Here is a 25,862-nt window from a genome sequence, read left to right as displayed (position 1 = left end):
CGGCCGCCGACGGCGGACCGCCCGACGATCACCCGCAGGCCCGGGACCTGCTGCAGGCGCACTTGCACGGCCGGATGCACGTGCGCCCGCCCGAACCGCCGCCGACGTGTCCCAGATCACCCGGGGCGACGGCCGGCGGGCACTCAGACACCTTCCTGGCCGATCGTCAAGAGGGGTGAGCGTCGATACGGTGCGTTGCATGACCGCACCTGAGCGTTCGCGGCTGGCCCGAGAACGGCTCTCGCGCGAGTTGCGGAGGCTGCGCACCGAGGCCAAGATGACCGGCACGGCCACGGCGCGCGCTACCGGGATGAGCCAGTCCAAGCTGTCGAAGATCGAGAACGGCATGCTCCTCCCGTCCGTGACCGACGTGGAGCGCCTGGTCGCCGAACTGTCCGCGACCAGGGAGACCAGGGTCGAACTGGTCGAGTTGGCCCGTCAGCTGCACGCCGAGGCGGAGACCCGCCGCGTGGTGCTGCACCGGGGGGCCCACCGCCACCAGCAGACCGTGGCCCGGATCGAGGCCCGGGCCACCACCAGCCGCTTCTTCCAGAACGCGGGTGTGCCCGCGCTGCTGCAGAGCGAGAACTACCTGCGGGTCGTGCACAGCGCGATGCCCTCGCACGAGCAGGACACCGCGATCGCCACGCTGCGCAGCCGTCGTGCCCGGATGGACGACCTGGGCAAGCGGTTCGTGTTCCTCCTCGCGGAGAGCGCGCTGCGCTGGCGGATGGGGTCCGCGGACCTGATGTGCGAGCAGATCGACCACCTCGTGCAGATCGTCCGAAGACCGAACGTGCAGCTCGGCGTGGTGCCGTGGACGGCGGACGCGAACATGGTGGCCCTGCACGGGTTCCAGGTGTACGACGAGCGGGTGGTGACGTTGAGCGTGCTGACCGGCAACGCGACCATCACCGACCCGCACGACGTGCGCGAGTACCTGGCGCTGTTCGGCAGGCTCGAACGGCTGGCGGTGCGCGACGACGCGTTGGAGGACCTGCTGGAGCAGATCTCCAGGGACCACCGCAAGCTCGGCTGAGCTGGGTGGTTAGGCTGCCGGTGACCACTTCGTCCCCGTCGGTAGGTGCCCCGCCACCCCATGCTGAACATCTTCGCCCGCGCGTCGGTTTCGCGCGTCACCGATCCGATCGGTGCGTGGCTGCTGCGCCGCGGCCTCACCCCGAACGCCGTGACGGTGCTGGGCACCGTCGGCTCCGTCGCCGTCTCGCTGTGGTTCATCCCGCGCGGGCAGCTCTTCGCGGGCGCGGTGCTGGTCGCCGCGTTCGTGCTGTTCGACCTGATCGACGGCGCGATGGCGCGCGCGCAGGGCGGCGGCACGAGGTTCGGCGCCGTGCTGGACGCGAGCTGCGACCGGATCGCCGACGGCGCGCTGTTCGCCGCCATCGCCTGGTGGGCGTTCGGCGCGGACGAGCACGGCCTGGCCGCGGCGACCCTGGTCTCGCTGGTCGGCGCGCAGGTCACGTCGTACGTGAAGGCGCGCGCCGAGGCGTCCGGGCTCTCCGCCGACGGCGGGGTGGCCGAACGCGCCGAGCGGTTCATCGTGGCGCTGCTCGGCATCGGCCTGCACGGGCTCGGCGTGCCGTACGTCCTGCCGGTGGCCCTGTACCTGCTGGCCGCGCTGGTGACGATCACCGTGGTGCAGCGCATCCTGGCCGTGAGCCGCGCCGCGAAGGAGCTCGGGACGTGACCGCTCGGGACATCAAGGGCGGCCTGGCCGACCTGGGCTACGCCGCCGGGTGGCGCCTGGCGCGGCTGCTGCCGGAGAAGACCGCGCGGGCGCTGTCCGACGCCGCCGCCGACCGGGCCGCGAAGCGCGGCGGCGGTGGCGTGCGCCAGTTGCGGTCGAACCTGCGCCGGGTCGTGCCGCAGGCGGGCGAGGCCGAGCTGGACGAGCTGGTGCGGCTGGCCGTGCGCTCGTACGCGCGGTACTGGCGCGAGGCGTTCCGGATGCCGTCGATGGACCAGGGGAAGCTCTACGCCGAGCTCGACCGGACGATGACCGGCGTCGAGAACCTGGACGCGGCGCTGGCCGGGGGACGTGGCGCGGTCATCGCGCTGCCGCACTGCGGCAACTGGGACATGGCCGGCGTCTGGCTGGTCGGGCACTGCGGCACGTTCACCACCGTCGCCGAGCGGCTCAAGCCCGAGTCGCTGTACCGACGGTTCATCGCGTTCCGGGAGAGCCTCGGCTTCGAGGTCGTGCCGCTGACCGGCGGCGACCGCAACCCGGCGCTCGTGCTCGCCGAACGGCTGCGCGCGAACCAGGTCGTCTGCCTGCTCGCCGACCGCGACCTCACCGCGGGCGGCGTGCCCGTGACGTTCTTCGGCGAGCGCACCATGATGCCCGCCGGTCCCGCGCACCTGGCCGCGACCACCGGCGCCGCGCTGATCCCGGCCGGCCTGTGGTTCACCGAGGACGGTTGGGTCATCCGGCTGCACCCGCCGATCCGGGTGCCCGGCACGGCGGGCGTGCCGGCGGCGACCCAGCAGATGGCCGACGTGTTCGCCGCCGACATCGCCGCGCACCCCACCGACTGGCACATGATGCAGCAGCTGTGGCTGGCCGACCTGCCGGAGAGCAGGCAGAAGGCGCTGCGCCGGGTGCTCGCCCGCCGGGGTGAGTCCGCGTGAAGGTCGGCATCGTCTGCCCCTACTCCTTCGAGGTGCCAGGGGGAGTGCAGGCGCACGTGGTCGACCTGGCCCGCGCGCTGCGCGGCCTCGGTCACGAGGTGGAGGTGCTGGCGCCCGCCGACGACGACACGCCGGTGCCGGAGTTTGTCACGTCGGCCGGTCGCGCGGTCGGCATCCCGTACAACGGTTCGGTGGCGCGGCTCTCGTTCGGACCGGTGTCGTTCACCCGCGTCCGGCGGTGGATCGCCGAGCACGACTTCGACGTGCTGCACCTGCACGAGCCGACCGCGCCGTCGCTGTCGATGCTGGCGCTGATGGTGGCCGACGGCCCGATCGTGGCCACCTTCCACACGTCGACGCCGCGGTCGAAGATGCTGTCGGCGTTCCAGGCGGTGCTGCAACCGTTCCTGGAGAAGATCACCGCCCGGATCGCGGTGTCCGCGCTGGCCCGCCGGGTGCAGGTGGAGCACCTGGGCGGTGACGCGGTGGAGATCCCCAACGGGGTCGACGTCGGGTTCTTCGCCGACGCGTCCCCGTTGGACGGCTACCCCCGCCCCGGCGGCACGGTCGGGTTCGTCGGCCGGTTCACCGAGCCGCGCAAGGGCATGCCGGTGCTGCTGGAAGCGTTCCGCGAGCTCGACGCGCCGGACGTGCGCCTGCTGGTGGTGGGTCGCGGCGACGAGGACGATCTGCGCAAGCAGGCGGGGCCGGAGCTGGCGTCGCGGATGGTGTTCCTCGGCATGGTGGACGACGAGACGAAAGCGCGCGCGCTGCGCAGCGTGGACGTCTACTGCGCGCCCAACACCGGTGGCGAGAGCTTCGGGATCATCCTCACCGAGGCGATGTCGGCGGGCGCGGCGGTGCTGGCCAGCGACCTCGACGCGTTCCGGCGCGTGCTCGACGACGGCAAGGCCGGCGTGCTGACCCCGGTCGGCGACTCGTCCGCGCTGGCCGCGGCGTTACGCGACCTGCTGACCGACCCCGTGCGGCGGGCCGACTACGTGGACGCGGCGCGGCAGCGGGTGATGTCGTTCGACTGGTCGGTGGTCGCCAACCAGGTGATGCGGGTTTACGAGAGCGCCATGGCGGCCGACCCGCGTCGGGTGGGTGAGGCGTGACCAGTTCCGGCGTCGCGACGACGTTCCTGGTGCTCCTGGCGCTGGCCGTGCTGGTCGGGCCGTGGACGCTGGGCACGGCCAACCGTCTCGACCGCCTGCACGTGCGCACGGACGCGGCCTGGGCGGCGCTGGACGCCGCCCTGGCGCGCCGCGCCGTGGTGACGCGAGCGGTGGCGGCGGTGTGCGGCAAGACCGAGCTGCGCGCCGCGGCGGACCGGGCCGAGCGGTCGGCGCGACCGGACCGCGAGGCGGCGGAGAACCGGCTCTCGGCGTTGCTGGACGCGCTCGACCGGTCCGTGCTGGAACCCGCGTTGGCGGCCGAGCTGTCCGACGCGGAGCAGCGGGTGGTGCTCGCCCGGCGGGTGCACAATGACGCCGTGCGCGACACGTTGGCGTTGCGACGGCGGCGGTCCGTGCGGTGGTTGCGGCTCGCCGGCACCGCGCCGACGCCGTCCTACTTCGAGATCGCCGAACCCGGCGGCGACGTCGAGGCGTCCACGTTGACCCAGCGCGTGTCGGCGCGGGTCGTGCTGCTGGACGCCGAGGACCGGGTGCTGTTGTTCGAGGGCTTCGACCCGAGCCGGCCGGACGAGCTGTTCTGGTTCACCGTCGGCGGTGGGGTGGAGCCGGGGGAGGACGTCCGGACCGCGGCGGTGCGGGAGCTGTTCGAGGAGACCGGTGTGGAGGTCTCCGACGACGAGCTGGTCGGTCCGGTGTGGAAGCGGCACGCCGTGTTCGCCTTCGACGGCTTGAACTACGCGGCGGTCGAGTGGTTCTTCGTCGGAAAGGTGGAGGCAGTCGACGTGGACACCTCGCGGTTCAACGAGATCGAGCAGCAGACCATCCGCCGGCACCGGTGGTGGTCGGTGGCGGAACTGGCGTCCACCGACGCGACGGTGTACCCGGTGCAGCTGGCCGAGGTGCTGCCCGGCGCGCTGGTCGGGTGGGACGGCACGACCCGTTCGGTCCGATGATCGGGATCTCGAGCCGGCTGGACGACGTCGTCGCCTTCTACCGCGCCCTGGAGGAGTCGGACCGGCCCCGCGCGTACTTCGAGTTCGTGGACGTGGAGGGCTGGGTCGACGAAGGCGCGCGTGCGCTCTACGAGACCGTGGAGCACGAGGGCGAGCTGATCGCGATCCGGCAGATCGAGCTGCCTTCGGCGGGCGGGATGCACCGCTACTCGTGGCGGCGGCTGGAGGACGCCTACGGCGGCCTCACCGACGAGCCGATCGACCCGCACGACGACCCGGTCAAGCCGATACCCCGGGAGACCTTCGTCGACCAGTGGAACTCGTCGCCGTACGAGGTGTGACCGGCCCGGCACACGAGTGGTCGACCCTCGCTTTCCCGTTCCCGTCGCCTTATGGTGATTCGGCCGGTCCGGTCCCGGGCGGACCTCGACCTGTCCGCGCACGTGCCCGCCACCGCCACGTCGGTGACGCTCAACCTCACCGGCACCGAGCCGACGGCGTCCACGCACGTGATCGCGCACCCGGCCGGTTCGACCCGGCCGGTCGCGTCGAACCTGAACCTGGTCGCGGGCCGTGACACGGCGAACGCCGCGGTCGTCGCGCTCGACGGCAACGCGCGGATGGCGCTGTTCAACAACGCGGGCTCCACGGACCTGCTCGTGGACGTCGCCGGCTACTTCGCCACGCCCACCCCGTGCACCGTCGACTGCCTGCACGCCTGGGGCGCCGACCACGGCGTGACCCCATCGCCTCGACCGTGGCCGTGGCCGTCCGGCGTCACCGCGGTCGACGCCGGCGACCTGAACACGCTCGCGCTCAGGTACGACGGCTCGGTGTGGTCGTGGGGCGACAACCAGTTCGGCCAGTTCGGCGCGGGCACCACGGGCGGTCGCTCGGACGTGCCGGTGAAGGTCTCCGGGCTGAGCGGCGTGACCGCGGTGGCCGCCGGCACCTGGACGGGCTACGCGCTGAAGTCAGACGGCACGGTGTGGTCGTGGGGCTGGGGCGAGGCCGGCCAGCTCGGCGCGGGCGCCCCGATCGAGTCGAACGTCCCCGTGCGGGTGCACGGCCTCACCGGCGTGACGGCCATCGCCGCCGGCGGGCTCGGCATGTTCGCGGTGGTGCCGAGGTAGGCGTGGCCGCCGGCGGGCCCGTGACGCCGGTCCGCCGGGCACGTCGGTGTGCGGTGCGCGGTCAGAGGATGAACGTGGCGATCATCTGACCGAGCAGCCGCACGTCGGCGTGGCCCTTGAACTCCAGCCGCACCTGACCCAGGCCGCTGAACCACAGGTCGAGCTCGGCGTCCATGTCGAACGTGCCCGCCGTCTCGATGGAGAACGCCTGCACCCGGCTGTAGGGCAGCGACGTGAAGTCCTTCTTGCGGCCGGTCATGCCCTGGACGTTCACCGCGATCACCCGCTTGGTGGTGAACACCACGAAGTCGCGCACCGTCTTGAAGCTCGACACGATCTGCTCGCCCTGGATCAGGATCGGCGACACCTGCGACGCGATGTCCTCGGGCCGGCACGGTGCCAGCTTGAAGACTGACTGCTTCTCGAAGTCGATCACGCGTTCGACGGTACCGGCTATCGCGGCCACCCCGCCGGGTTGGAGGCCGATTCCCGGGAGATCCCCGACCCCGTCTCCGGGTGATCCCCGAACCTCGCGGCGTGCAGGTGGGCGAAGAAGTAGCAGAACGCCTCGCACTCGGCGTCCTGCACCGCCACGCGCGGATCGCGGGCCACGGCCTCGTAGAACTCCTGGCCGAGGGCGAGGATGAAACCGCGCGCGTAGAGGAAGCCGTCGTCCGAGCCGTCGGTGACCTCCTGGACGTCGGCCCGGTCGATCTCGTGCAGCTTGCGCTCGGCCACCCGGTCCAGCGCGGTCAGCTCCTCGGCGGACAGCCCCTCGCACGCCCGCGCCAACGCCAGGAGCACGGTGTCGAGGTGCTCCTCCAGCTCCGCGGCCTCCTCGAAGACCTCCGCGGACGTGTCGCGCTTGGCCAGGGCCCGGCGCACCTCGTTCGGCCCGGGGCCGAGCCCGGCCCACGCTTCTTCCAGCATCGCCCAGAAACGGGCCTCTTCGGCAGCGGTCGGAATGATCATGCGGTGACGCTAGCAACGGGGTCCGACAATCCCGGGTGCTCCCGCGCCGACGAAGACACCCGATCGGGTCAACCGTGGCCCGGCGGTACCGCTCTGACCTCTTGGGCTGAAACCCCGCGTTCGGGCTGGAACCCGCTGGTCGGACGTCCTAGCGTGCCCGCATGGAGTCACGCGCGTCGAACGCGCTCAGCCGCGAGCTGGGAGATGCCCTCCGCCAGGCCCGCCGCCGGTCGACGGTGAGGTTCGGGGACCTGGCCGAGGAGCTGGGTTGGTCGCAAGCCCGGATCTCGAAGGTGGAACGCGGGCTGCGCGGCACGAGCCCGCTGGACGTCGCCCGCTACGTCGGCCACCTCCGGTCGGACCAGGCGACCTACGACCACATCATGGAGTTGGCCGAGGAGCGCAACACCGGCCACCTCGTCCGGCCGCACGAGATCGCGATGCCCGACAGCCTGCGCGCGCTCCTCCTGCACGAGCAGACGGCCGAGGTCATCTGGTCGTACGAGATCACCGCCATCCCAGGGCTGCTCCAGACCGCGGACTACGCCGCCGCGCTGATCGCCCCGACCGACGGTGAGCACCGCGTGACCGAGCGGATGGCCCGTCAACGGATCTTCGAGCGGCCTCGGCCGCCTGCGGGGCACTTCTTCCTCCTCGAATCCGTTCTGCACCACGTGGTGGGCGGTCCGCAGGTGATGTACGAGCAGTTGCTGCAACTGCTGTTCCGCGGTGGCGTGCGGCTGGTGACCTTCGCGGACCAACTGCCCCGAACTCTGGCGGCGGCGTTCACCTTCATGACCTTCGCTGATCACCCACCCGTGTCGTATGTCGAGACCGGGCTCCTGGCGGTGGTCTCGGACAGCCCCGAGACCACCGCCCAGTTCGAGCAAGCCTGCAATGACCTCGACCGAGTGGCGTTGGATGAGGAACAATCGCGGTCGGTGTTCGCCCAGTGGGCGGATCGCTACGACCGACTGCGGGAGGAACAGCGTGGAGGCGAGGCAGTGGCGTAAGAGCAGCTACAGCCAGGGGGCCAACACCAACTGCGTGGAGGTGGCGTTCGCGCCCGAGGTCGTCGGCGTGCGGGACTCCAAGAACACCGCGCCGCGCCTGGCCTTCACACCGACCGCCTGGCGCGCTTTCCTCGGCGCACCGCCACGGCGATGAACGACGCCGGTCCCCGGGATCGCCCCGGGAACCGGCGTCGGGTCACACCCGGCCGATCACCTCGTTGCCGTAGGACGCCAGCGTCTTGTCCTTATCGTCGTGCATGAGGTACAGCGCGAAGTTGTCCACGCCGACCTCCCGGAGCTCCTGCAACCGGTCCACGTGCGCGGACGCCGGGCCGAGCAGGCAGAACCGGTCCACGATCGAGTCCGGCACGAAGTCCGTCGACCGGTTGCCCGCCTTGCCGTGGTGGGCGTAGTCGTAGCCCTCCCGGCCCTTGATGTAGTCGGTCAAGGCGGCGGGCACCGCGCCCGAGTCGCCGTACCGCGCGACCAGGTCGGCCACGTGGTTGCCGACCATCCCGCCGAACCAGCGCAGCTGGTCGCGCTGGTGCGGCAGGTCCGTGCCGACGTACGCGGGCGCGGCCACGCACATCGTGATCTCCGACGGGTCGCGGCCGGCGGCCACGGCCGCTTCCCGCACCGTCCCGATCGTCCACCGCGCGATGTCCACGTCCGCGGTCTGGAGGATGAACCCGTCCGCCTGCTCGCCGACCACCTTCAGCGCCCGCGGCCCGTACGCGGCCATCCACACCTCCAGCTTGCCGTCGCGCACCCACGGGATGCGCACCGGCGTGCCGTGGTGCTCGGCCTCCCGACCCTCGGCCAGGTCCTTGATCACGGTCATGGCCCGGCCCAGCGTGGCCAGCGACGCGGGCTTCTGCCCGATCACCCGCCGGGCCGAGTCGCCGCGCCCGATGCCGCACACCGTGCGGTTGCCGAACATGTCGTTCAAGGTCGCGAACAGCGACGCCGTCACCGACCAGTCCCGCGTGCTCGGGTTGGTCACCATCGGGCCGACGACCAGCTCCTTCGTCGCCGCCAGCACCTGCGAGTAGATGACGAACGGCTCCTGCCACAGCACGACCGAGTCGAACGTCCAGCCGTACCGGAAGCCGTTGTCCTCGGCGGCCCTCATGCCGGCCACCACGTCCCGCGCGGGCGGGTCGGTCTGGAGCACTACCCCGAAGTCCACTGCCGCCCCCTACACCAGGTACTGGTTCAGCTCGCGGGACAGGAACTTCCCGTGCCCGGTCGCGCCGTGGAAACCGCCGGCGTCCACGACCACCCGGCCGCGCGAGAGCACGGTGTCGACCTTGCCGGTGATCTCCATGCCCTCGTACGCGGAGTAGTCGACGTTCATGTGGTGCGTGGCCGCCGAGATGACCTGCCGCGCGTTCGGGTCGTACACCACGACGTCGGCGTCCGCGCCGGGCGCGATGACGCCCTTGCGGGGGTGCAGGCCGAACATCCGCGCGGGCGTGGTGGAGCAGATCTCCACCCACCGCTCCAGGCTGATCTCGCCCTTCACCACGCCCTGGTGCAGCAGGTCCACGCGGTGCTCGACCCCCGGCATCCCGTTGGGGATCTTGGAGAAGTCACCGCGCCCGAGCTCCTTCTGGTCCTTGAAGCAGAACGGGCAGTGGTCGGTCGACACCACCGACAGGTCGTTGGTGCGCAGGCCGCGCCACAGCTCGGACTGGTGCTCCTTGGGCCGCAGCGGGGGAGAGGCGACGTACTTCGAGCCCTCGAAGTCCGGTTTCGCCAGGTCTTCCAGCGACAGGTACAGGTACTGCGGGCACGTCTCGGCGAACACGTTCTGGCCGGTGTCGCGCGCCTTCGTCACCGCGTCCAGCGCCTGCGCGGCGGACAGGTGCACGATGTAGAGCGGCGACCCGGTGACCTTGGCCAGCGTGATGGCGCGCGAGGTGGCCTCGCCCTCCAGCTCGGCGGGCCTGGTCAGGCCGTGCTCGACGGGGTCCGTGCGGCCCTGCGCGAGCGCTTGCGCGACCAGCTGGTCGATCGCGATGCCGTTCTCCGCGTGCATCATGATCGTCGCACCGGTCTCGCGGGCCTTCTGCATGGCGCGCAGGATCTCGCCGTCGGTGGCGTAGAAGACGCCGGGGTAGGCCATGAACATCTTGAACGTGTTCACGCCCGCGTCGATGCAGGACTCCATCTCCTTCAACGACGTGTCGGTGACGTCGGAGACGATCATGTGGAACCCGTAGTCGACGGCACACCGGCCGTCCGCCTTGGCGTGCCACTTGTCCAGGGTGGACAGCAGCGAGGAGCCCTTGGGCTGCACGGCGAAGTCGATGATCGTGGTGGTGCCGCCCCACGCCGCCGCGATCGTGCCGGTCTCGAACGTGTCGGCGGAGAACGTGCCGCCGAACGGCATCTCCATGTGGGTGTGCCCGTCGATGCCGCCGGGGATCACGTACTTGCCCGCGGCGTCGATCGTCTCGTCCGCCTGCACGGGGAAGCCCGGCGCGAGCAGCGCGGCGATCTTCTCGCCGTCCACCAGCACGTCGGCCGCGAACGAGCCGGTGGCGTTGACCACCGTGCCGCCCTTGATCAAGGTGCTCACGGCTTCACCAGGCCCTCGTAGGTGTCGGGGCGGCGGTCGCGGTAGAACGCCCACAGGTCGCGCACCTCGGCCAGCAGGTCCATGTCCAGGTCGCGGACCACGATCTCCTCCTCCGTGTCGGAGGCCGCCTCGCCCACGAGCTGCCCGCGCGGGTCGGCGAAGTACGACTGGCCGTAGAAGTCGTTGTCGCCCAGCGGCTCCACGCCGACCCGGTTGATCGTGCCGACGTAGTACTCGTTCGCCACGGCCGCCGCGGTCTGCTCCAGCCGCCACAGATACTCCGACAGGCCGCGGCTGGTCGCCGACGGGTTGAACACGATCTGCGCGCCGTTCAGCCCGAGCGCCCGCCAGCCCTCCGGGAAGTGCCGCTCGTAGCAGATGTAGACGCCGACCTTGCCGACGGCGGTGTCGAAGACGGGGTAGCCGAGGTTGCCCGGCTTGAAGTAGAACTTCTCCCAGAACCCCTTGACCTGCGGGATGTGGTTCTTGCGGTGCTTGCCGAGGTACGTGCCGTCCGCGTCGATCACGGCGGCGGTGTTGTAGTAGATCCCCGGCTGCTCCTCCTCGTACATCGGCACGACGAGCACCACGCCGAGCTGCCCGGCCAGCTCGCACATCAGCTCGGTCGTCGGGCCGTCGGGGATGCCCTCGGTGTAGGAGTAGTAGTCCGCGTCCTGCACCTGGCAGAAGTACGGCCCGTAGAACAACTCCTGAAGGCACACCACCTGCGCGCCCTGCGACGCGGCGGACCGGACCGCCTCGACCGCGTTCGCGATCATCGACTCCTTGTCGCCGGTCCACTTCTGCTGCACCAGACCAGCTCGGATGATGTGGCTCACGCGTTCTCCCTCCGTGGCGCCAGCGCCAGGTAGACGAGCATGCCGCCGACCAGGCCGACGACCCAGTTGTAGTCGTAGAGCGGTTTGAGCAGGGGGATCAGGCCGTCGGCCGGGAACGGCCCGTTGTACGCGCCACCGACCGCGAGCACGGAGCCCACCAGCGTGGCGACGACCGCCCGCCAGTTCCAGCCCGCCTTGAACCAGTACGCGCCCCGCCCGGCCAGGTACAGGTCCGGCAGCTCCAGCCGCGTCTTCGCCAGCACCCAGTAACCGGCCACGAACACGCCCGCCACGGACGCCAGCAGGCCGCCGTAGAAACCGAGCCAGGCGAAGATGTAGACGCCCGGGTCCGAGATCAGCCGCCACGGCTGGATCAGGATGCCGATCACGCCGGTGACCAGGCCGCCGACCGCGAACGTGATCTTCTTGGGGAACGCGTTGGAGAAGTCGTAGGACGGGCTCACCACGTTCGCCGCGAGGTTCGCCGAGACCGTCGCCAGCACCAGCGCCACCAACGCCACCAGCACCACCGCGGTGCTGTCGAACCGGCTCGCCAACTCGGCGGGGTCCCAGATCGCCTCGCCGTACAGCGCCATCGCGCCGGACGTGGTCAGGATCGCCACGATGGCGATGAACGACATCGTGGTGGGCAGGCCGAGGAGCTGGCCGACGACCTGCTTGCGCTGGCTGCCGCCGAACCGGGTGAAGTCCGGCATGTTCAGCGACAGCGTCGACCAGAACGCGATCATGCCCATCAGCGACGGGAAGAACACCTTCCAGAAGTCCGCGCCCCAGCCGAGCTTGGACGGCTCCGACAGGATCGGGCCGAAGCCGCCCGCCTTCACCGCCACGTACCCGAGCAGGACCAGGAAACCGATGCTGACCAGCGGCGCGGTCCAGTTCTCGAACCGGCGGATCGCCTCCATGCCGCGCCAGATGATCAGCATCTGCACCACCCAGAACGCCAGGAAGCACAGCCACAGCGTCCACACCTGGCCCAGCACGACCGGCGCGTCCACCCACCCGTCGCCGGCCAGCCTGCCCACGATCACGTGCAGCGCCTTGCCGCCGACCCACGTCTGGATGCCGAACCACGCGCACGCGATGAACGCGCGCAGCAGCGCCACCAGGTTCGCGCCCCGGATGCCGTAGAACGCGCGGGCGAACACCGGGAACGGGATGCCGTACTTCGTGCCCGCGTGGCTGTTGAGCAGCATCGGGACCAGCACGATCAGGTTGCCCAGGGTGATGGTCAGGAACGCCTGCAACCAGTCCATCCCCAACGCGACCAGCGACGCGGCCAGCGTGTAGCTGGGGATGTTGTGCGCCATGCCCATCCACAGCGCGAAGAAGTTGTACGTGGACCAGGTGCGCCGCTCCAGCGGCACCGGCGCCAGGTCCGAGTTGTAGTGCGGGCTGTCCGCTATCGCCGAATGATCACGGAGCTCGACGCGGCCGTCGGGGTCGGTCGTGACCTGGGTTGCGGAGTCAAGGGCCATCGGTCACTTCCCTGTTACGCTCGTGGAACACCCTTCGCGCGGACCGTTCGGCGCGATTTCCATCCCGGCATCCTCCGGTCGGCCCGCGTGCCTCGGCAGTGGCAAAGTGTCCACGCTTGCCATGATCAGGGCACACTCTGTTCATTGCCACTCAAGCCGCTGGTCCGGGCCGGTGCGCATGGCCCCGACCGGCCCTCGACTGGCGGGTGAGCGGTGACCTAACGTCCGTCGGATGAAGCTCGAACTGCGGCACCTGCGGGTCGTCTGCGCGATCGCGGACGCGGGCAGCCTGTCGAAGGCGTCCTCACTGTTGGGCCTGGCGCAACCCGCCCTCACGGCCCAACTGCACCGGATCGAAGGCCTGCTCGGCGGCAAGCTGTTCGAGCGCGACCACCGGGGCGCCCGGGCGACCGTGCTCGGCGAGCTCGTGCTGGAGCGGGCGCGCGTGCTGCTGCCCGCGTTCTCCCGGTTGCAGGAGGACGCCACCCGCCTGCTGGACGACACCGTGCCCGGCGACCGGTACCGGGTCGGCGCGGTGAACGGCCCGATGCTCGGCGGGCTGGTGCACCGGCTCACCGAGTCGCACCCCGGCGCGCACGTCTCCACGCAGGTGTCGTGGTCCGGCGGCGAGCTGTCGGCCATGGTCGCCGCGGGCAGGCTGGACTACGTGCTGGTCGGCGTGTGCGGCGACGCGCCGCCGCCGTCGGAGCACGGGCTGACGTGGCACGTGATCGCGGTCGACCCGGTGTTCGTGCTGATGCCGGAGGACCACCCGTTCACCGTGTTGGCGGAGGTGGAGCTGGGTGCGCTGAAGGACATGCAGTGGGCCGTGACGCCGGGCGACGGGTGCTTCGGCGACTGCTTCGTGGCCGCGTGCAGCCGGGCCGGCTTCACCCCGCGCACGATGTACGAGGTCGACATCAACAGCTGCATCGACCTGGCCGCGTCCGGCGACGCGGTGGCGCTGTGCCAGCCGACGTTCCGCCGCACACCGGGCCTGGTCGCGATGCCGCTGGCGGGCGCGCCGCTGCGGTGGCGGCACCTGATCGGCTGGGACCCGGAAGGACCGGCCGCCACCTTCGGCCCGCAGGTGCTCCGGTACGCCGCCGAGGCCTACCGGGAGACGGCGGAGCGCAACCCGCGCTACGCGGGCTGGCTGCCGGCGCACCCGGAGTACGGCGCGGTGCCCCCTCAGGCACTGGTCTGACCACCCTGCGGCCCCAGGCCCGACCACGCTCCGGCCCGGGGTGCCCGGTCACCCACTTCGGGCCTGAGGTGTTCGGCCGAGTGCTTCGGACCTGAGGTGTTCGGTCGCGTGGCCGGCTCCGGGACCGGCCGTCGTGAGGCGGCCCGGACACCCGGGCCATCACCGCGTCTTATGACCTGAGTGGTATTACCGCGAACAGTCCCGCGGACCTACCTTTCACGGGGAATCCCTGCCCTCCTTCGAGGAGAATTCCCCATGTCAGCACTGTTGAGACCCCTCACGCTCGCCGTGGCGCTCGTCGCGGCGGGCATCCTGACCCCCGCCGCCGCCCAGGCCGCGCCCGCCGGCCAGGACGCCGAAGTCCTGTCCGCCATCCAGCGCGACCTCGGCCTGGACGCCGACGAGGCGCGTGCCCGGCTGGCCGCCGACGAGCGCTCCGCCGACACCGCGCGCGGCCTGCGCAAGAGGTTGGACAGCCGGTTCGGCGGCGCGTGGATCGACTCGTCCGGCACGCTCACCGTCGGCGTGACCCGCGCGTCCGACGTGGACCAGGGCGGCGTGCGGACCAAGCTCGTCCAGCGCAGCGAGCGCGACCTGGACGCGGTGAAGTCCGCATTGGACGCGAACGTGGCGCGCGCGCCGAAGTCCGTGCCCGGCTGGTACGTCGACCTGCCCACCAACACCGTCGTGGTCAAGTCCAAGCCCGGTGACCTCGCCGCCGCACGCGCGTTCGTCGCGTCCTCCGGCGTCGCCGCGTCGGCCGTCCGGTACGCCGCCACCACCGAGGCGCCCCGCCCGCTGATCGACGTGATCGGCGGCAACGCCTACACCATCGGCAGCGGCACCCGCTGCTCGGTGGGCTTTTCCGTCAACGGCGGCTTCGTCACCGCCGGGCACTGCGGCTCCACCGGCGCGTCGACGGCCAACCCGAGCGGCACGTTCCGCGGGTCGAGCTTCCCCGGCAACGACTACGCGTGGGTGCAGGTCGCGGCGGGCAACACCCCGCGCGGCCTGGTCAACAACTACGCCGGCGGCACGGTGTCGGTCGCGGGCTCGCAGGACGCGCCGGTCGGCTCGACCGTGTGCCGCTCCGGGTCCACCACGGGCTGGCACTGCGGCGCCATCCAGGCCCGCAACTCGTCGGTGACCTACCCGCAGGGCACAGTGACCGGCCTGATCCAGACCACGGTGTGCGCGGAGCCCGGCGACTCGGGCGGCTCGCTGCTGGCCGGCACGCAGGCGCAGGGCGTCACCTCCGGCGGCTCGGGCAACTGCTCGTCCGGCGGCACCACGTACTTCCAGCCGGTCAACGAGATCCTCCAGACCTACGGCCTGACCCTGGTCACCGGTGGCGGCGGCGACCCGAACCCGCCGACCGGCTGCCAGAGCTCGGAGACCACGTACAGCGGTTCCCTGGCCACCGGCGGTCAGGCGTACCAGCCGAACAACAGCTACTACCAGTCCACGGTGTCGGGCGCGCACGTCGGCTGCCTGGCCGGCCCCGGCGGCGCCGACTTCGACCTCTACCTCCAGAAGTGGAACGGCAGCTCCTGGGCGGTCGTGGCCACGGGCGACAGCCCCGGCGCGAGCGAGACGGTCACCTACAACGGCACAGCCGGCTACTACCGCTACCGCGTGCACGCGTACAGCGGCTCCGGCAGCTACACGCTCGGGGTCACGAACCCCTAGCCCGGGGGGAAAGCCGCTGCGGGACCGTGTCGCCCTTACGTCTCCCCGACACGGTCCCGCACGGCCCCCAATCCGTCCACCCGATCAGGGTTACCTGATCGGGTGGGCCGGGATACGGAGCGTCAGTCACCTGATCGAGCGGTCAAGGGAAGGGGGTCTGGCGGTCGATGCGGAGTAGGTCAACTTGCAGGTCCCCAACCAGGTTAGGAACACCGTGTCCGGATACCGCACGCGCGGACTCCTGCGTGCCGCCGCCCTGCTCGCCGTTGGTACCTCTCCGCTGCTCGCGTCCGCCGCGTCGGCGGCCGAAGGTCCCACCGAGATCGTGGACGGCACGATCGGCAAGATCGGCAACGCCCCCGAGGTCGGCCTCGACGCGACCAGGCCCGTCACCGACCTGCTCAGCGGCCAGGCCGTGAAGCTGCCCGCGCCGCTGCCCGGCGGCACGTCGGACGTCACGGCGCCCACGGTGGCCGCACCGGCCGCGCTCAAGGCGCCCGCCGCGCCCCGGCTGCCGTTCGTGGGCGACGTCCTCGCGCCGCAGGCCCGCGCCCTGCCCGGCGTGCCGGAGCTGCCGGTGAAGCCGCCGATCTCGGGCCCGAGCGAGATGCCCGACCTGACCGGTGAGCTCGGCAAGCTGCCCGTGCCGACGCCGCTGGGCTAAGTCGCGGAGGTGGGCGGGCGGGGTAGCTGAGGATCCCGCTCGCCCATCTCCTGCACCAACAACGCCACGTACAGCGAGAGCACGGACTCCGGGTCCTCCAGGGACACCCCGAGCACCTGCTCGATCCGGCTCAACTGCTGGTAGTACGCGGTGCGGGAGAGGTGCGCGGCAGCCGCGGCGGCGGACTTGTTGCCGCCGTGCTCGCAGAAGCACCGCAGCAGCTCCATTAACCGGGTGCCCTGGTTGGCGTCACGCGACAGCAGCGTGCCCAACTCGCGGTCCGCGAACGCGATCACCCGCTCGTCCTCGCGCAGCAGGTGCAGCAGCCCGCGCAACCGCACGTCGTCCAGCCGGTGGTAGAGCCTGGTGCCCGACGACCGCAGCGCCGCACCCGCCACGTGCGCCGCCTCGCCCAACGACCGCCGCACGTCCGGCACCGCCGTCACGGTCGTGCCGACGGCCACCACCACGGGCAACGCGTGCTGCGTCTCCGCCGCCCGCCGGTGCACCTCCCGCGCCAACCGCCGCAGCACACCGTCCAACCCCGCCTGCGGCGGCAACGACAGCAGCGCCCGCACGCTCGTGTCGTCCACGACGCCGACGAGCGCGGGCACGGTCACCCGCCGGGCCGCCAACGCCGTCGCCTCGGCCAGGTCCCGCAGCACCTCCTGCGACGCCAACGCCTGCGCGGGCACGCTCGCCGTGCCCGGCCGGATCGCCACCCCGACCAGCTGCCGCCGTTCCAGCGGCACGCCGAGCGCCGCCGCCCGCGCCGGCAGGTCGTGCGGCGGCTGCCCGAGCAGCTGGGTGAGCAACGTCCGGTGCGTCTGCCGCTCCAACGACTCCCGGTCCCGCGCCACCAGCCGGTGCACGGCTAACGCCGACGCCGCGCGTTCGGCCACCACGACGTGCCGGTGCGGCGGCTGCTCGGGCGAGAGCAGCACCAGCCGCCCCCAGTCCGCGCCCCGCGCGCCGACCACCGTCACCAGCCACCCGGCCTGCTCGTGGTACGCGGTCCGCTCCGACACGGCCACCGCGCGCGACCGCTGACCCCAGTCGGCCAGCAGCGCGGTCGGGTCCTGACCGGCCGCGTCGTAGGCCAGCACCTCGTGCCCCAACGTCTCCAGCACCACCGGCAACCCGGCCGTCCGCGCCACCTCGCGCAGCACCTCGGCGGGCTCGGCACCGGCCACGGTCAACGCGGTGAACGTCTCGTGCACCTGCTCGGCCGCCCGCAGCTCGGCCAGCTGCGCGTCCACGATCAGCGACACCACGGCCTCGGTCACCGACACGAACCGGGTCTCCCGCGCCAACGTCACCAGCGGCAGCTCGTGCTGCTCGGCGGCGGCGACCAGCGCGCCCGGCAGCTCGTCGCTCCACCGCCGCACCAGTTCGACGACCAGCCCGGACGCGCCGACCGACGCGAGGTCGGCGACGTAGCGGCGCAGCCCGTCCGGGTCGTCGGGCAGCGCGATGCCGGTGGTCAGCACCAGCTCACCGCCGCGCAGCAGCTGCGCGATGTCGGCCACCTCGGCGACGTGCACCCACCGCACCCGGCGGCCCATCCCGGCCGCGCCCGCGACCACGGCGGGCCGGCCGCGCCGGACCACGGGCAGGGCCAGCGCTTCGGCGACCGTGGGGTACATGGACACAACGTAATCCGCCGGCCCGGAAAGGGGTACAGGTTGTCCATGGCGGCCTTCCGCACCGCCGACCAGACTCCACTGGGGGACCTACGACCGGAGGACGCGATGGGACACGAGGAGTTGCTGGCCCGGCACCGCGCGGTGATGCCCGACTGGATGGCCCTCTACTACGAGCACCCGATCGAGCTGGCCAGCGCGAGCGGACGCCGCGTCACCGACCGCGAAGGACGCACCTACCTGGACTTCTTCGCCGGCATCCTGACCAACGCGGTCGGCTACGACGTCGCCGAGATCTCCGACGCGATCCGGTCCCAGCTCTCGACCGGCGTGCTGCACAGCTCCACGCTCTACCTGATCCGCTCGCAGGTCGAGCTGGCGGAGAAGATCGCCGAGCTGTCCGGCATCCCGGACGCCAAGGTGTTCTTCACCAACTCCGGCACCGAGGCCAATGAGACGGCGCTCATGCTGGCCACCCAGTTCCGCCGCAGCGACCAGGTCCTCGCGCTGCGCAACTCCTACCACGGCCGGGCGTTCGCCACGGTCGCGATCACCGGCAACCGGGGCTGGTCGGCGTCCTCGCTCAGCCCGGTGAAGGTCAGCTGGGTGCACGGCGGCTACCGGTACCGCAGCCCGTTCAAGGACCTCTCCGACGCCGACTACGTCAAGGCGTGCGTGGCCGACCTGCGCGAGGTGATCGAGACGACCACCGCGGGCGACGTGGCGTGCATGATCGCCGAGCCGATCCAGGGCGTCGGCGGCTTCTCCTCGCCGCCAGACGGGTTGTTCGGCGCGTTCAAGGAAGTGCTGGACGAGTACGGCATCCTGTTCGTCTCCGACGAGGTGCAGACCGGGTGGGGCCGCACCGGGGAGCACTTCTGGGGCATCCAGTCGCACGGCGTGACGCCCGACGCGATGACGTTCGCCAAGGGCCTCGGCAACGGTCTCGCGATCGGCGGCGTGGTCGCGCGCGGGGACCTGATGGACTGCCTCACGGCCAACTCGCTGTCCACGTTCGGCGGCAACCCGATCGCCACCACCGGCGCGCTGGCGACGTTGGACTACCTGCTCGACCACGACCTCCAGGCCAACGCCGCCAAGCTCGGCGAACGGCTGATCGACGGGCTGCGCGACATCGCCGCGGACCGGCCCGCGGTCGGCGACGTGCGCGGCAAGGGCCTGATGATCGGCATCGAGATGGTGGGCCCGGACGGCGCGCCGGACTCGGCGAGGGCGGTCGCGGTGCTGGAGGGCACCCGGGAACGCGGGCTCCTGGTGGGCAAGGGCGGTCTGTACGGCAACGTCATCCGCCTCGCCCCGCCGATGACGTTGACCGAGGACGAGGTCGAGGAAGCGCTCGGCATCCTGGAGGACGTGCTGTGACTGCTTCGCCCAAGAGGATCACGCACTGGATCGGCGGCAAGCCGTGGGGCGGTGACGTCGCGCGTTCGGGCGACGTCCACGACCCGGCGACCGGGCGGGTGGCGGGCCGGGTCGACTTCGCCGACGAGTCCGTCGTGGACGAGGCGGTGGCGGCGGCGCGCGGCGCGTTCGGGTCATGGCGCAACGCGTCGCTGGCGCAGCGGTCGAACGTGATGTTCGCGTTCCGCGAGCTGCTGAACGCCCGCAAGGGCGAACTGGCCGCGATCGTCACCGCGGAGCACGGCAAGGTGCTGTCCGACGCGGCGGGGGAGGTGCAGCGGGCGCTGGAGTCCGTGGAGTTCGCGTGCGGCATCCCGCACCTGCTCAAGGGCGGGTTCAGCGAGAACGCGTCCACGCGGGTCGACGTGTACTCGATCCAGCAGCCGCTGGGCGTGGTCGGCGTGATCTCGCCGTTCAACTTCCCGGCCATGGTGCCGCTGTGGTTCGTGCCGAACGCGATCGCGTGCGGCAACGCGGTGGTGCTCAAGCCGTCGGAGAAGGACCCGTCGGCGGCGAACTTCATCGCGGAGCTGTTCGCCGAGGCCGGGTTGCCCGACGGCGTGCTGAACGTCGTGCACGGTGACAAGGTCGCGGTCGACCGCGTGCTGGAGCACCCGGACGTGAAGGCGGTGTCCTTCGTGGGGTCGACACCGATCGCGCGGTACGTCTACGAGACCGGGACGCGGCACGGCAAGCGCGTGCAGGCGTTGGGCGGCGCCAAGAACCACATGGTCGTGCTGCCGGACGCGGACCTCGACCTGGCGGCGGACGCGGCGGTGTCGGCCGGCTTCGGCTCGGCGGGCGAGCGGTGCATGGCGATCTCGGTCGTGGTCGCGGTGGACCCGGTCGGCGACGAGCTGGTGTCGAAGATCGTGGACCGCATCCGGGCGTTGCACGTGGGTGACGGCCGCCGTCCCGGGTGCGAGATGGGTCCGCTGGTGACGGGCGCGCATCGCGATCGGGTGGTGTCCTACGTCGACGGCGGGCAGGCCGAGGGCGCGTCGTTGGTCGTGGACGGTCGGCTGCACGCGATCGACGGGGAGGACGGCGGGTTCTGGCTCGGGCCGACGTTGTTCGACCACGTCGGCACGGACATGGCGCTCTACCGGGACGAGATCTTCGGGCCGGTGCTGTCGGTGCTGCGGGTGGCGCAGTACGACGACGCGCTGGACGTGGTCAACGCCAACCCGTACGGCAACGGCACCGCGATCTTCACCAACGACGGTGGGGCGGCGCGTCGGTTCCAGAACGAGGTCGAGGTCGGCATGGTCGGCGTGAACGTGCCGATCCCGGTGCCGGTGGCGTACTACTCGTTCGGCGGGTGGAAGGACTCGCTGTTCGGCGACTCGCACGCGTACGGCCCGGAGGGCGTGCACTTCTTCACCCGCACGAAGGTCGTCACCGGCCGTTGGCTGGACCCTTCCCACGGCGGCGTCAACCTCGGCTTCCCCCAGAACACCTGACCCCCGCGCGTGTCCCACGTTCGCGTCCCGCGTGTCCTACGTTCCGGTACCCCGAGTTGAACGCTCGGAACAGCGAGAGTCCTACGTTGGCGAGGGGTGAGTCCTACGTTCAGGGTTCGAGAGTCCTACGTTCAGGGGCGGTGAGTTGAACGTTCGGCGGTTGGTGGTTGGTGGTTGGTGGTGCGGTTCGGCTCGATTTGACATGGGGCCCTTACGGGCACTCCAGGCAGGCCAAAGCCGGCAGGCCCGGCGGGGAAGAGCGTCCCGCCAAGCCTGCCGGCTTCGACCAGCCTAAAGCACCCGAACCCATGTCAAATCGGGCCTGGTGGGATGTGCGGACTTGTTGCGGGCGAGCGAGCGGGTGGGCGGGTCGTGTGGGGTTACTTTTGGGTGGCGAGGGGTTGGGGGAGGGGGTCGTAGCGGGTGAAGCGGCGGGTGTAGGTGCCGGTGCCCGAGGTCAGGGAACGTAGTTCCACGGCGTAGCGGAGGAGTTCGGTGGCGGGCACTTCGGCGCGGATCACCGTGTAGCCCGGGCTTTCCGCTTCCGTGCCGAGCACGCGGCCTCGGCGGCTTGACAGGTCGCCCAGCACGGTGCCCAGGTGGTCGTCCGGCAGTCGCACGGTCACTTCGTCGACGGGTTCGAGCAGGCACGTCCTGCCGTTGGCGGCGGCCTCCTTCAACGCCAGTGAGCCGGCGGTCTGGAAGGCGGCGTCCGACGAGTCGACCGAGTGCGCCTTGCCGTCCACCAGGGTGACGCGGATGTCCACGACCGGGTGGCCGTCTTGCAGACCGCGTTCGAGCTGGGCCCGCACGCCCTTCTCGATGCTCGGGATGAACTGGTTCGGCACCGCTCCGCCGACGATCTTGTCCACGAACTCGAAGCCGGACCCGCGGGGCAGGGGGTCGACGACTATGTCGCAGACCGCGTACTGGCCGTGGCCACCGGACTGCTTCACGTGCCGTCCACGGCCCTTGGCCGGTCCCGCGAACGTCTCCCGCAACGCCACCCGCACCGGCTCGGTGTCGACGTCCGCGCCGCCCGCCCGCAACCGCGCCAGCACGACGTCCGCGTGCGCCTCGCCCATGCACCACAGCACCAGCTGGTGCGTCTCGGCGTTGCGCTCCAGCCGCAACGTCGGATCACCCGCGACCAGCTTGCCCAGGTTGCGCGCCAGGTTGTCCTCATCGCTGCGGCTGCGCGGCACGACGGCCACCGGCAGCAGCGGTTCCGGCATCTCCCACGGGGCCATCAGCAGGGGCTTCTCCGGCGCGGACACCGTGTCGCCGGTCTCGGCGGAGCCCAGCTTGGTCAACGCGCACAGGTCGCCCGCCACGCAGTACGGCACCTCGCGCAGGCTCGCGCCCAACGGCGAGTAGACGTGCGCCACCCGCTCGTCCACGTCGTGGTCCTCGTGACCGCGGTCGGCCATGCCGTGGCCCGAGACGTGCACCGGGCGTTCGGGGCGCAGCGTTCCGGAGAACACGCGCACCAGCGACACGCGGCCCACGTACGAGTCGACCGCCGTGCGCACGACCTCGGCCACGAGCGGGCCGTTCGGGTCGGCCGCCAGGCGCGGCTGCGGGATGCCGTCCACGCCGGTCACCTCGGGCAGCGGGTGTTCCAGGGGGGAGGGGAACGCGCGGGCGATGCCGTCGAGCACCTCCGGCAGGCCGAGGCCGGTCAGCGCGCACACCGGCATCACCGGGTGGAACGAGCCGCGCGCGACGGCCGTCTCCAGGTCCGCGACGAGCGTCGCCTGGTCGATCTCCTCGCCGCCGAGGTAGCGGTCCATCAGGGTCTCGTCCTCGCTCTCCGCGATGACACCCTCGATGAGCGCGTTGCGCTCCTCCTCGAAGCGGGGGTCGTCGGTGGTGAGCAGGTTGACCAACCCGTCGCCGTCGGGCAGGTACAGCGGCACGACGCCCGCGCCGAACGCCACCTGGCACGCAGTGATCTCGGTGAGCACGTCGGCGCGCTGGTGGTCGGTGCGGGCGATGACGACGGCGCGCGGCATGCCGACCATCGCGCACTCGTCCCAGAGCGCCACCGTGGCCGGGTCGATGCCTTCCGCCGCGCTGACCACGAACAGCGCCGCGTCGGCCGCGCGCAGGCCGGCGCGCAACTCGCCGACGAAGTCCGCGTAACCGGGTGTGTCGATGAGGTTGATCTTGATGTCGCCGTGCTGGATCGGGGCGACCGCGAGACCGACCGACCGCTGCTGGCGCACCGCGGCGGGGTCGTGGTCGCACACCGTGTTGCCCTCGGTGACCGATCCCGGTCGGGTCAGCACGCCGGTGCTGGCGAGCAGGGCCTCGGCGAGCGTCGTCTTGCCGGAGCCGGACGGGCCGACCAGCACGACGTTGCGGACCTTGGCCGGGTCGGCTACAGCGACCGCGCCTGCCGAGTGGCCGTTGTCGGAGTGTTTGCTGCCCATTGGGACCACCCTCCACAAGTATTTAGTGTCCGATCTCACACCCCTGAGGCGCGGGGGACAACCCCAAGCGGCCACACCCAACCCGGCAGGAGGAACCCGGTCGGGAGTCGTCACCACGTCCGCCGCACGTTCTCGCGTCGCCGGCGGGTGTGCCGTTGTCCCGAAGGGTGGCGTACGCCACTACCTGCGAAGGAAGAGGAAGTGGCCTGCCGAGAACGTGCTCGATTGGCATGCTTCGGCGGTCCACGTCGGCCGTACCATGAAGGGTGTTCGCCTCCTACTTCGAGAAAGGCTGGTCGTGACCACTTCACCCGACGCCGGCACCCAGATCACCGGCACTTCCCGCGTCAAGCGGGGCATGGCGGAGATGCTCAAGGGCGGCGTGATCATGGACGTGGTCAACGCCGAGCAGGCCAAGATCGCCGAGGACGCCGGCGCCGTGGCCGTCATGGCGCTGGAGCGGGTGCCCGCCGACATCCGCGCCCAGGGCGGCGTCTCCCGGATGAGCGACCCGGACATGATCGACGGCATCATCGCCGCCGTGTCGATCCCGGTGATGGCCAAGGCCCGCATCGGCCACTTCGTCGAGGCGCAGGTGCTGCAGTCCCTCGGCGTGGACTACGTCGACGAGTCCGAGGTGCTGACCCCGGCCGACTACGCCAACCACATCGACAAGTGGCAGTTCACCGTGCCGTTCGTGTGCGGTGCGACGAACCTGGGCGAGGCGCTGCGCCGCATCACCGAGGGCGCGGCGATGATCCGCTCCAAGGGCGAGGCCGGCACCGGCGACGTCTCCAACGCCACCACGCACATGCGCAAGATCCGCGCGGAGCTCCTGCGGCTGCAGAACCTGCCCGCCGACGAGCTGTACGTCGCGGCGAAGGAGCTCCAGGCGCCGTACGAACTGGTCCGCGAGGTCGCCGAGGCGGGCAAGCTGCCGGTCGTGCTGTTCACCGCGGGCGGCATCGCCACGCCGGCCGACGCGGCGATGATGATGCAGCTGGGCGCGGAGGGCGTGTTCGTCGGTTCGGGCATCTTCAAGTCCGGCAACCCGGCGCAGCGCGCGGAGGCGATCGTGAAGGCGACGACCTTCTACGACGACCCGGACGTGATCGCGAAGGTGTCGCGCGGCCTCGGCGAGGCCATGGTCGGCATCAACGTGGACGAGATCCCGGAGCCCCACCGCCTGGCCGAGCGCGGCTGGTGAACCTGAGGTGACCGCGGCCCGCCGGACTCCGGCGGGCCGTTCGTCGTGTCAGGAGACGGGGTAGACGTCAATGTCGACCTGATGCCCGTTCGAGCCGGCCAGGTTCGAGTCGGTGGTCACCAGCGGCACACCCAGTTGTTCGGCGAGGGCGACGTAGAACGCGTCATGTGCGGTGATCGATCCGCGCAGGCTCCACGCCCGCTCGGTCAACGCCCGCAGTGGGAACCGCTCGACGGGCGCGGAGCAGAGGAGCGAGAACGCCGCGGTGGCCTGTTCGCCGGACAGTTCCTCCCTGCGCTCCATCCGGCGCAAGACCTTTATCGCTTCGGCATCGAGCAGGGCTGGTGCGGCCGCGGTCGAGTTCGACAGGCGCCGCAAGAGCATCCGGTCGGGCGCCTTGCTGGTCACGACCTCGATGAGCGCCGAGCAGTCGACCACGATGTCGAAGACCGTCACGCGTCCTCCTCGCGGATCTCGCGAATGGTTCGCTGGATCGTTTCGCCGTCGACTCCCCAGCCCCGGTCGGTGGCGGCCTGGGTCCACTCCTCCATCGTGGGCCTGTTGGCCATCTCCACGAGGTGGTTGCGGAGATAGGCGGTGAGCGACATCCCGCGGGCTCCGGCACGTGCCTGGAGGATGTCGACCACCTCGGCGGGCACGTCGCGGACGTGGACCGGCTTGGTGTCGCGCTCGCTCATGACCTCGACTGTAAGTGGTGCGGTTGCTGTCTGCATGCAAGACCCATCGGTCGACTGGCCGGTCGGCTGGATCGCTCGAACGTGCGTTCTAGACGTGCTCTGAGACCAGCAGGGCGGTCGTCCCCCGTTCGAGTGCCTGGGCCGTGTGCGGGACGTCGCCGGGGTAGAGCAGGTAGTCGCCGGGGCCCAGCTCGACCGGTTCGGCACGCGGGCCGGCGAGCATCCGGCCGGTGCTGACGACCACGTGTTCCACGGTTCCCGGCATGTGCGGTTCGGACTCGCGGGCCGGGCCGGGTTCCAGTTGGAGCAGGTAGATGTCGCGCCGGGCGCCCGGCGGGCAGGACGCCAGCAGGGTCGCGGTGTAGTGGGCGCGTTCCGAGTAGATCGCCGGGCCCTCGCCGGCGCGGATCACCCGGACGCGCGGCGTCGGCGGGTCAACCAGGCGCGAGAACGGCACGCCGAGCGCGACGCCGAGCGCCCACAAGGTCTCCACGCTGGGGTTCCCGCTCGCCGACTCCAGCTGGGACAGCGTGGACTTCGCGATCCCCGCCCGCTTGGCCAGTTCGCTCAACGACAGCCCCACGCGTTCACGCTCACGGCGCAGCGAGGCGGCGATGACGTCGAGCGGCGCCCCTGTGTTCGACATGACA

Annotated in this window: 26 protein-coding genes; 15 read left to right on the top strand and 11 right to left on the bottom strand. The window is 71.3% G+C overall.

Going from position 1 to position 25,862, the window contains the following annotated elements:
• Nucleotides 1-199 precede the first annotated feature (199 nt).
• The 7 genes from ACQPYE_RS24310 to ACQPYE_RS24280 are packed head-to-tail and all read left to right on the top strand — an operon-like array spanning nt 200 to nt 5,877.
• Nucleotides 200-1,039 carry a helix-turn-helix domain-containing protein gene (locus tag ACQPYE_RS24310; RefSeq protein ID WP_498714691.1) on the top strand — a complete coding sequence of 280 codons (840 nt, stop codon included), beginning with the start codon at nt 200-202 and terminating at the stop codon, nt 1,037-1,039.
• A gap of 60 nt (nt 1,040-1,099) precedes the next feature.
• Complete coding sequence (pgsA, locus tag ACQPYE_RS24305) at nt 1,100-1,708, top strand: phosphatidylinositol phosphate synthase (protein WP_498714690.1); 609 nt, start codon at nt 1,100-1,102, stop codon at nt 1,706-1,708.
• A gap of 11 nt (nt 1,709-1,719) precedes the next feature.
• The gene (locus ACQPYE_RS24300) at nt 1,720-2,652 is read left to right on the top strand and encodes a phosphatidylinositol mannoside acyltransferase (RefSeq protein WP_498722975.1); all 933 of its coding nucleotides are present in this window, start codon (nt 1,720-1,722) and stop codon (nt 2,650-2,652) included.
• Entirely contained in the window at nt 2,649-3,770 is a 1,122-nt protein-coding gene (locus tag ACQPYE_RS24295) for a glycosyltransferase family 4 protein (RefSeq protein WP_498714689.1), read from the top strand. The genes ACQPYE_RS24300 and ACQPYE_RS24295 overlap by 4 nt, the downstream gene beginning before the upstream one ends.
• Nucleotides 3,767-4,744 (top strand): NUDIX hydrolase, encoded by a 978-nt coding sequence (locus ACQPYE_RS24290; RefSeq protein ID WP_498714688.1) that lies wholly within the window; start codon nt 3,767-3,769, stop codon nt 4,742-4,744. The genes ACQPYE_RS24295 and ACQPYE_RS24290 overlap by 4 nt, the downstream gene beginning before the upstream one ends.
• A complete protein-coding gene (locus ACQPYE_RS24285) occupies nt 4,741-5,085 on the top strand; it encodes a hypothetical protein (RefSeq protein ID WP_498714687.1) in 345 nt (114 codons plus the stop codon). Before ACQPYE_RS24290 ends, ACQPYE_RS24285 begins: the two co-directional genes overlap by 4 nt.
• 51 nt (nt 5,086-5,136) lie before the next feature.
• The gene (locus tag ACQPYE_RS24280) at nt 5,137-5,877 is read left to right on the top strand and encodes an RCC1 domain-containing protein (protein ID WP_498714686.1); all 741 of its coding nucleotides are present in this window, start codon (nt 5,137-5,139) and stop codon (nt 5,875-5,877) included.
• Nucleotides 5,878-5,938: 61 nt separating this feature from the next.
• Here ACQPYE_RS24280 and ACQPYE_RS24275 read toward each other — a convergent pair whose 3' ends face one another.
• Both ACQPYE_RS24275 and ACQPYE_RS24270 read right to left on the bottom strand, forming a co-directional pair.
• The gene (locus tag ACQPYE_RS24275) at nt 5,939-6,313 is read right to left on the bottom strand and encodes a PH domain-containing protein (RefSeq protein ID WP_123747266.1); all 375 of its coding nucleotides are present in this window, start codon (nt 6,311-6,313) and stop codon (nt 5,939-5,941) included.
• Between the two features lie 17 nt (nt 6,314-6,330).
• A complete protein-coding gene (locus ACQPYE_RS24270; RefSeq protein ID WP_498714685.1) occupies nt 6,331-6,849 on the bottom strand; it encodes a DUF4240 domain-containing protein in 519 nt (172 codons plus the stop codon).
• 161 nt (nt 6,850-7,010) lie between these two features.
• On the opposite strand from ACQPYE_RS24270, the gene ACQPYE_RS24265 reads away from it, so the two are divergent.
• Nucleotides 7,011-7,862 carry a helix-turn-helix domain-containing protein gene (locus ACQPYE_RS24265; protein WP_498714684.1) on the top strand — a complete coding sequence of 284 codons (852 nt, stop codon included), beginning with the start codon at nt 7,011-7,013 and terminating at the stop codon, nt 7,860-7,862.
• On the top strand, nt 7,840-8,016 hold the full coding sequence (locus tag ACQPYE_RS24260) for a DUF397 domain-containing protein (protein ID WP_498714683.1): 177 nt from the start codon (nt 7,840-7,842) through the stop codon (nt 8,014-8,016). The genes ACQPYE_RS24265 and ACQPYE_RS24260 overlap by 23 nt, the downstream gene beginning before the upstream one ends.
• A gap of 42 nt (nt 8,017-8,058) precedes the next feature.
• Here the strand turns inward: ACQPYE_RS24260 and ACQPYE_RS24255 are convergent, their stop codons facing one another.
• From ACQPYE_RS24255 to ACQPYE_RS24240, 4 genes are read right to left on the bottom strand one after another with little or no spacing between them, the layout of a single operon-like run.
• On the bottom strand, nt 8,059-9,051 hold the full coding sequence (locus ACQPYE_RS24255; RefSeq protein ID WP_498714682.1) for a TIGR03842 family LLM class F420-dependent oxidoreductase: 993 nt from the start codon (nt 9,049-9,051) through the stop codon (nt 8,059-8,061).
• 9 nt (nt 9,052-9,060) lie between these two features.
• Complete coding sequence (gene hydA / locus ACQPYE_RS24250; protein WP_498714681.1) at nt 9,061-10,446, bottom strand: dihydropyrimidinase; 1,386 nt, start codon at nt 10,444-10,446, stop codon at nt 9,061-9,063.
• Entirely contained in the window at nt 10,443-11,285 is an 843-nt protein-coding gene (locus ACQPYE_RS24245) for a nitrilase-related carbon-nitrogen hydrolase (RefSeq protein ID WP_498714680.1), read from the bottom strand. The genes hydA and ACQPYE_RS24245 overlap by 4 nt, the downstream gene beginning before the upstream one ends.
• Nucleotides 11,282-12,784 carry an NCS1 family nucleobase:cation symporter-1 gene (locus ACQPYE_RS24240; protein WP_498714679.1) on the bottom strand — a complete coding sequence of 501 codons (1,503 nt, stop codon included), beginning with the start codon at nt 12,782-12,784 and terminating at the stop codon, nt 11,282-11,284. The genes ACQPYE_RS24245 and ACQPYE_RS24240 overlap by 4 nt, the downstream gene beginning before the upstream one ends.
• 232 nt (nt 12,785-13,016) lie before the next feature.
• On the opposite strand from ACQPYE_RS24240, the gene ACQPYE_RS24235 reads away from it, so the two are divergent.
• The 3 genes from ACQPYE_RS24235 (at nt 13,017) to ACQPYE_RS24225 (ending at nt 16,344) form a co-directional block, all read left to right on the top strand.
• Nucleotides 13,017-13,991, top strand: a complete 975-nt coding sequence (locus ACQPYE_RS24235) for a LysR family transcriptional regulator (RefSeq protein WP_498714678.1) — start codon at nt 13,017-13,019, stop codon at nt 13,989-13,991.
• Between the two features lie 255 nt (nt 13,992-14,246).
• Complete coding sequence (locus ACQPYE_RS24230; protein WP_498714677.1) at nt 14,247-15,680, top strand: S1 family peptidase; 1,434 nt, start codon at nt 14,247-14,249, stop codon at nt 15,678-15,680.
• A 214-nt stretch (nt 15,681-15,894) separates the two neighbouring features.
• Complete coding sequence (locus ACQPYE_RS24225; protein WP_498714676.1) at nt 15,895-16,344, top strand: hypothetical protein; 450 nt, start codon at nt 15,895-15,897, stop codon at nt 16,342-16,344.
• On the opposite strand, the gene ACQPYE_RS24220 is transcribed toward ACQPYE_RS24225, so the two are convergent.
• A complete protein-coding gene (locus ACQPYE_RS24220) occupies nt 16,341-17,990 on the bottom strand; it encodes a PucR family transcriptional regulator (RefSeq protein ID WP_498714675.1) in 1,650 nt (549 codons plus the stop codon). The genes ACQPYE_RS24225 and ACQPYE_RS24220 overlap by 4 nt on opposite strands.
• Nucleotides 17,991-18,095: 105 nt before the next feature.
• Here ACQPYE_RS24220 and ACQPYE_RS24215 point away from each other — a divergent pair, with 105 nt between their 5' ends.
• Both ACQPYE_RS24215 and ACQPYE_RS24210 read left to right on the top strand, forming a co-directional pair.
• A complete protein-coding gene (locus ACQPYE_RS24215; RefSeq protein ID WP_498714674.1) occupies nt 18,096-19,370 on the top strand; it encodes an aspartate aminotransferase family protein in 1,275 nt (424 codons plus the stop codon).
• Nucleotides 19,367-20,872, top strand: a complete 1,506-nt coding sequence (locus tag ACQPYE_RS24210; protein ID WP_498714673.1) for a CoA-acylating methylmalonate-semialdehyde dehydrogenase — start codon at nt 19,367-19,369, stop codon at nt 20,870-20,872. Before ACQPYE_RS24215 ends, ACQPYE_RS24210 begins: the two co-directional genes overlap by 4 nt.
• Before the next feature lie 380 nt (nt 20,873-21,252).
• Here ACQPYE_RS24210 and ACQPYE_RS24205 read toward each other — a convergent pair whose 3' ends face one another.
• Nucleotides 21,253-23,307, bottom strand: coding sequence for an elongation factor G-like protein EF-G2 (locus ACQPYE_RS24205; protein ID WP_498714672.1), 2,055 nt, complete (start codon nt 23,305-23,307; stop codon nt 21,253-21,255).
• A 259-nt stretch (nt 23,308-23,566) separates the two neighbouring features.
• Here ACQPYE_RS24205 and pdxS point away from each other — a divergent pair, with 259 nt between their 5' ends.
• Complete coding sequence (gene pdxS, locus ACQPYE_RS24200; RefSeq protein ID WP_498714671.1) at nt 23,567-24,514, top strand: pyridoxal 5'-phosphate synthase lyase subunit PdxS; 948 nt, start codon at nt 23,567-23,569, stop codon at nt 24,512-24,514.
• 48 nt (nt 24,515-24,562) lie between these two features.
• On the opposite strand, the gene ACQPYE_RS24195 is transcribed toward pdxS, so the two are convergent.
• From ACQPYE_RS24195 to ACQPYE_RS24185, 3 genes are all read right to left on the bottom strand, one after another.
• On the bottom strand, nt 24,563-24,970 hold the full coding sequence (locus ACQPYE_RS24195) for a type II toxin-antitoxin system VapC family toxin (protein WP_498714670.1): 408 nt from the start codon (nt 24,968-24,970) through the stop codon (nt 24,563-24,565).
• The gene (locus ACQPYE_RS24190) at nt 24,967-25,212 is read right to left on the bottom strand and encodes a FitA-like ribbon-helix-helix domain-containing protein (protein WP_498714669.1); all 246 of its coding nucleotides are present in this window, start codon (nt 25,210-25,212) and stop codon (nt 24,967-24,969) included. Before ACQPYE_RS24190 ends, ACQPYE_RS24195 begins: the two co-directional genes overlap by 4 nt.
• An 88-nt stretch (nt 25,213-25,300) precedes the next feature.
• Nucleotides 25,301-25,858, bottom strand: a complete 558-nt coding sequence (locus ACQPYE_RS24185) for a helix-turn-helix domain-containing protein (protein WP_498714668.1) — start codon at nt 25,856-25,858, stop codon at nt 25,301-25,303.
• Nucleotides 25,859-25,862: the final 4 nt, after the last annotated feature.

The sequence above is a fragment of the Actinosynnema sp. CA-299493 genome (assembly GCF_050946825.1).
GTDB lineage: Bacteria > Actinomycetota > Actinomycetes > Mycobacteriales > Pseudonocardiaceae > Actinosynnema.
The sequence above is the reverse complement of the archived record's forward strand: the minus strand, read 5'-3'. Positions and strand labels throughout refer to the sequence as shown.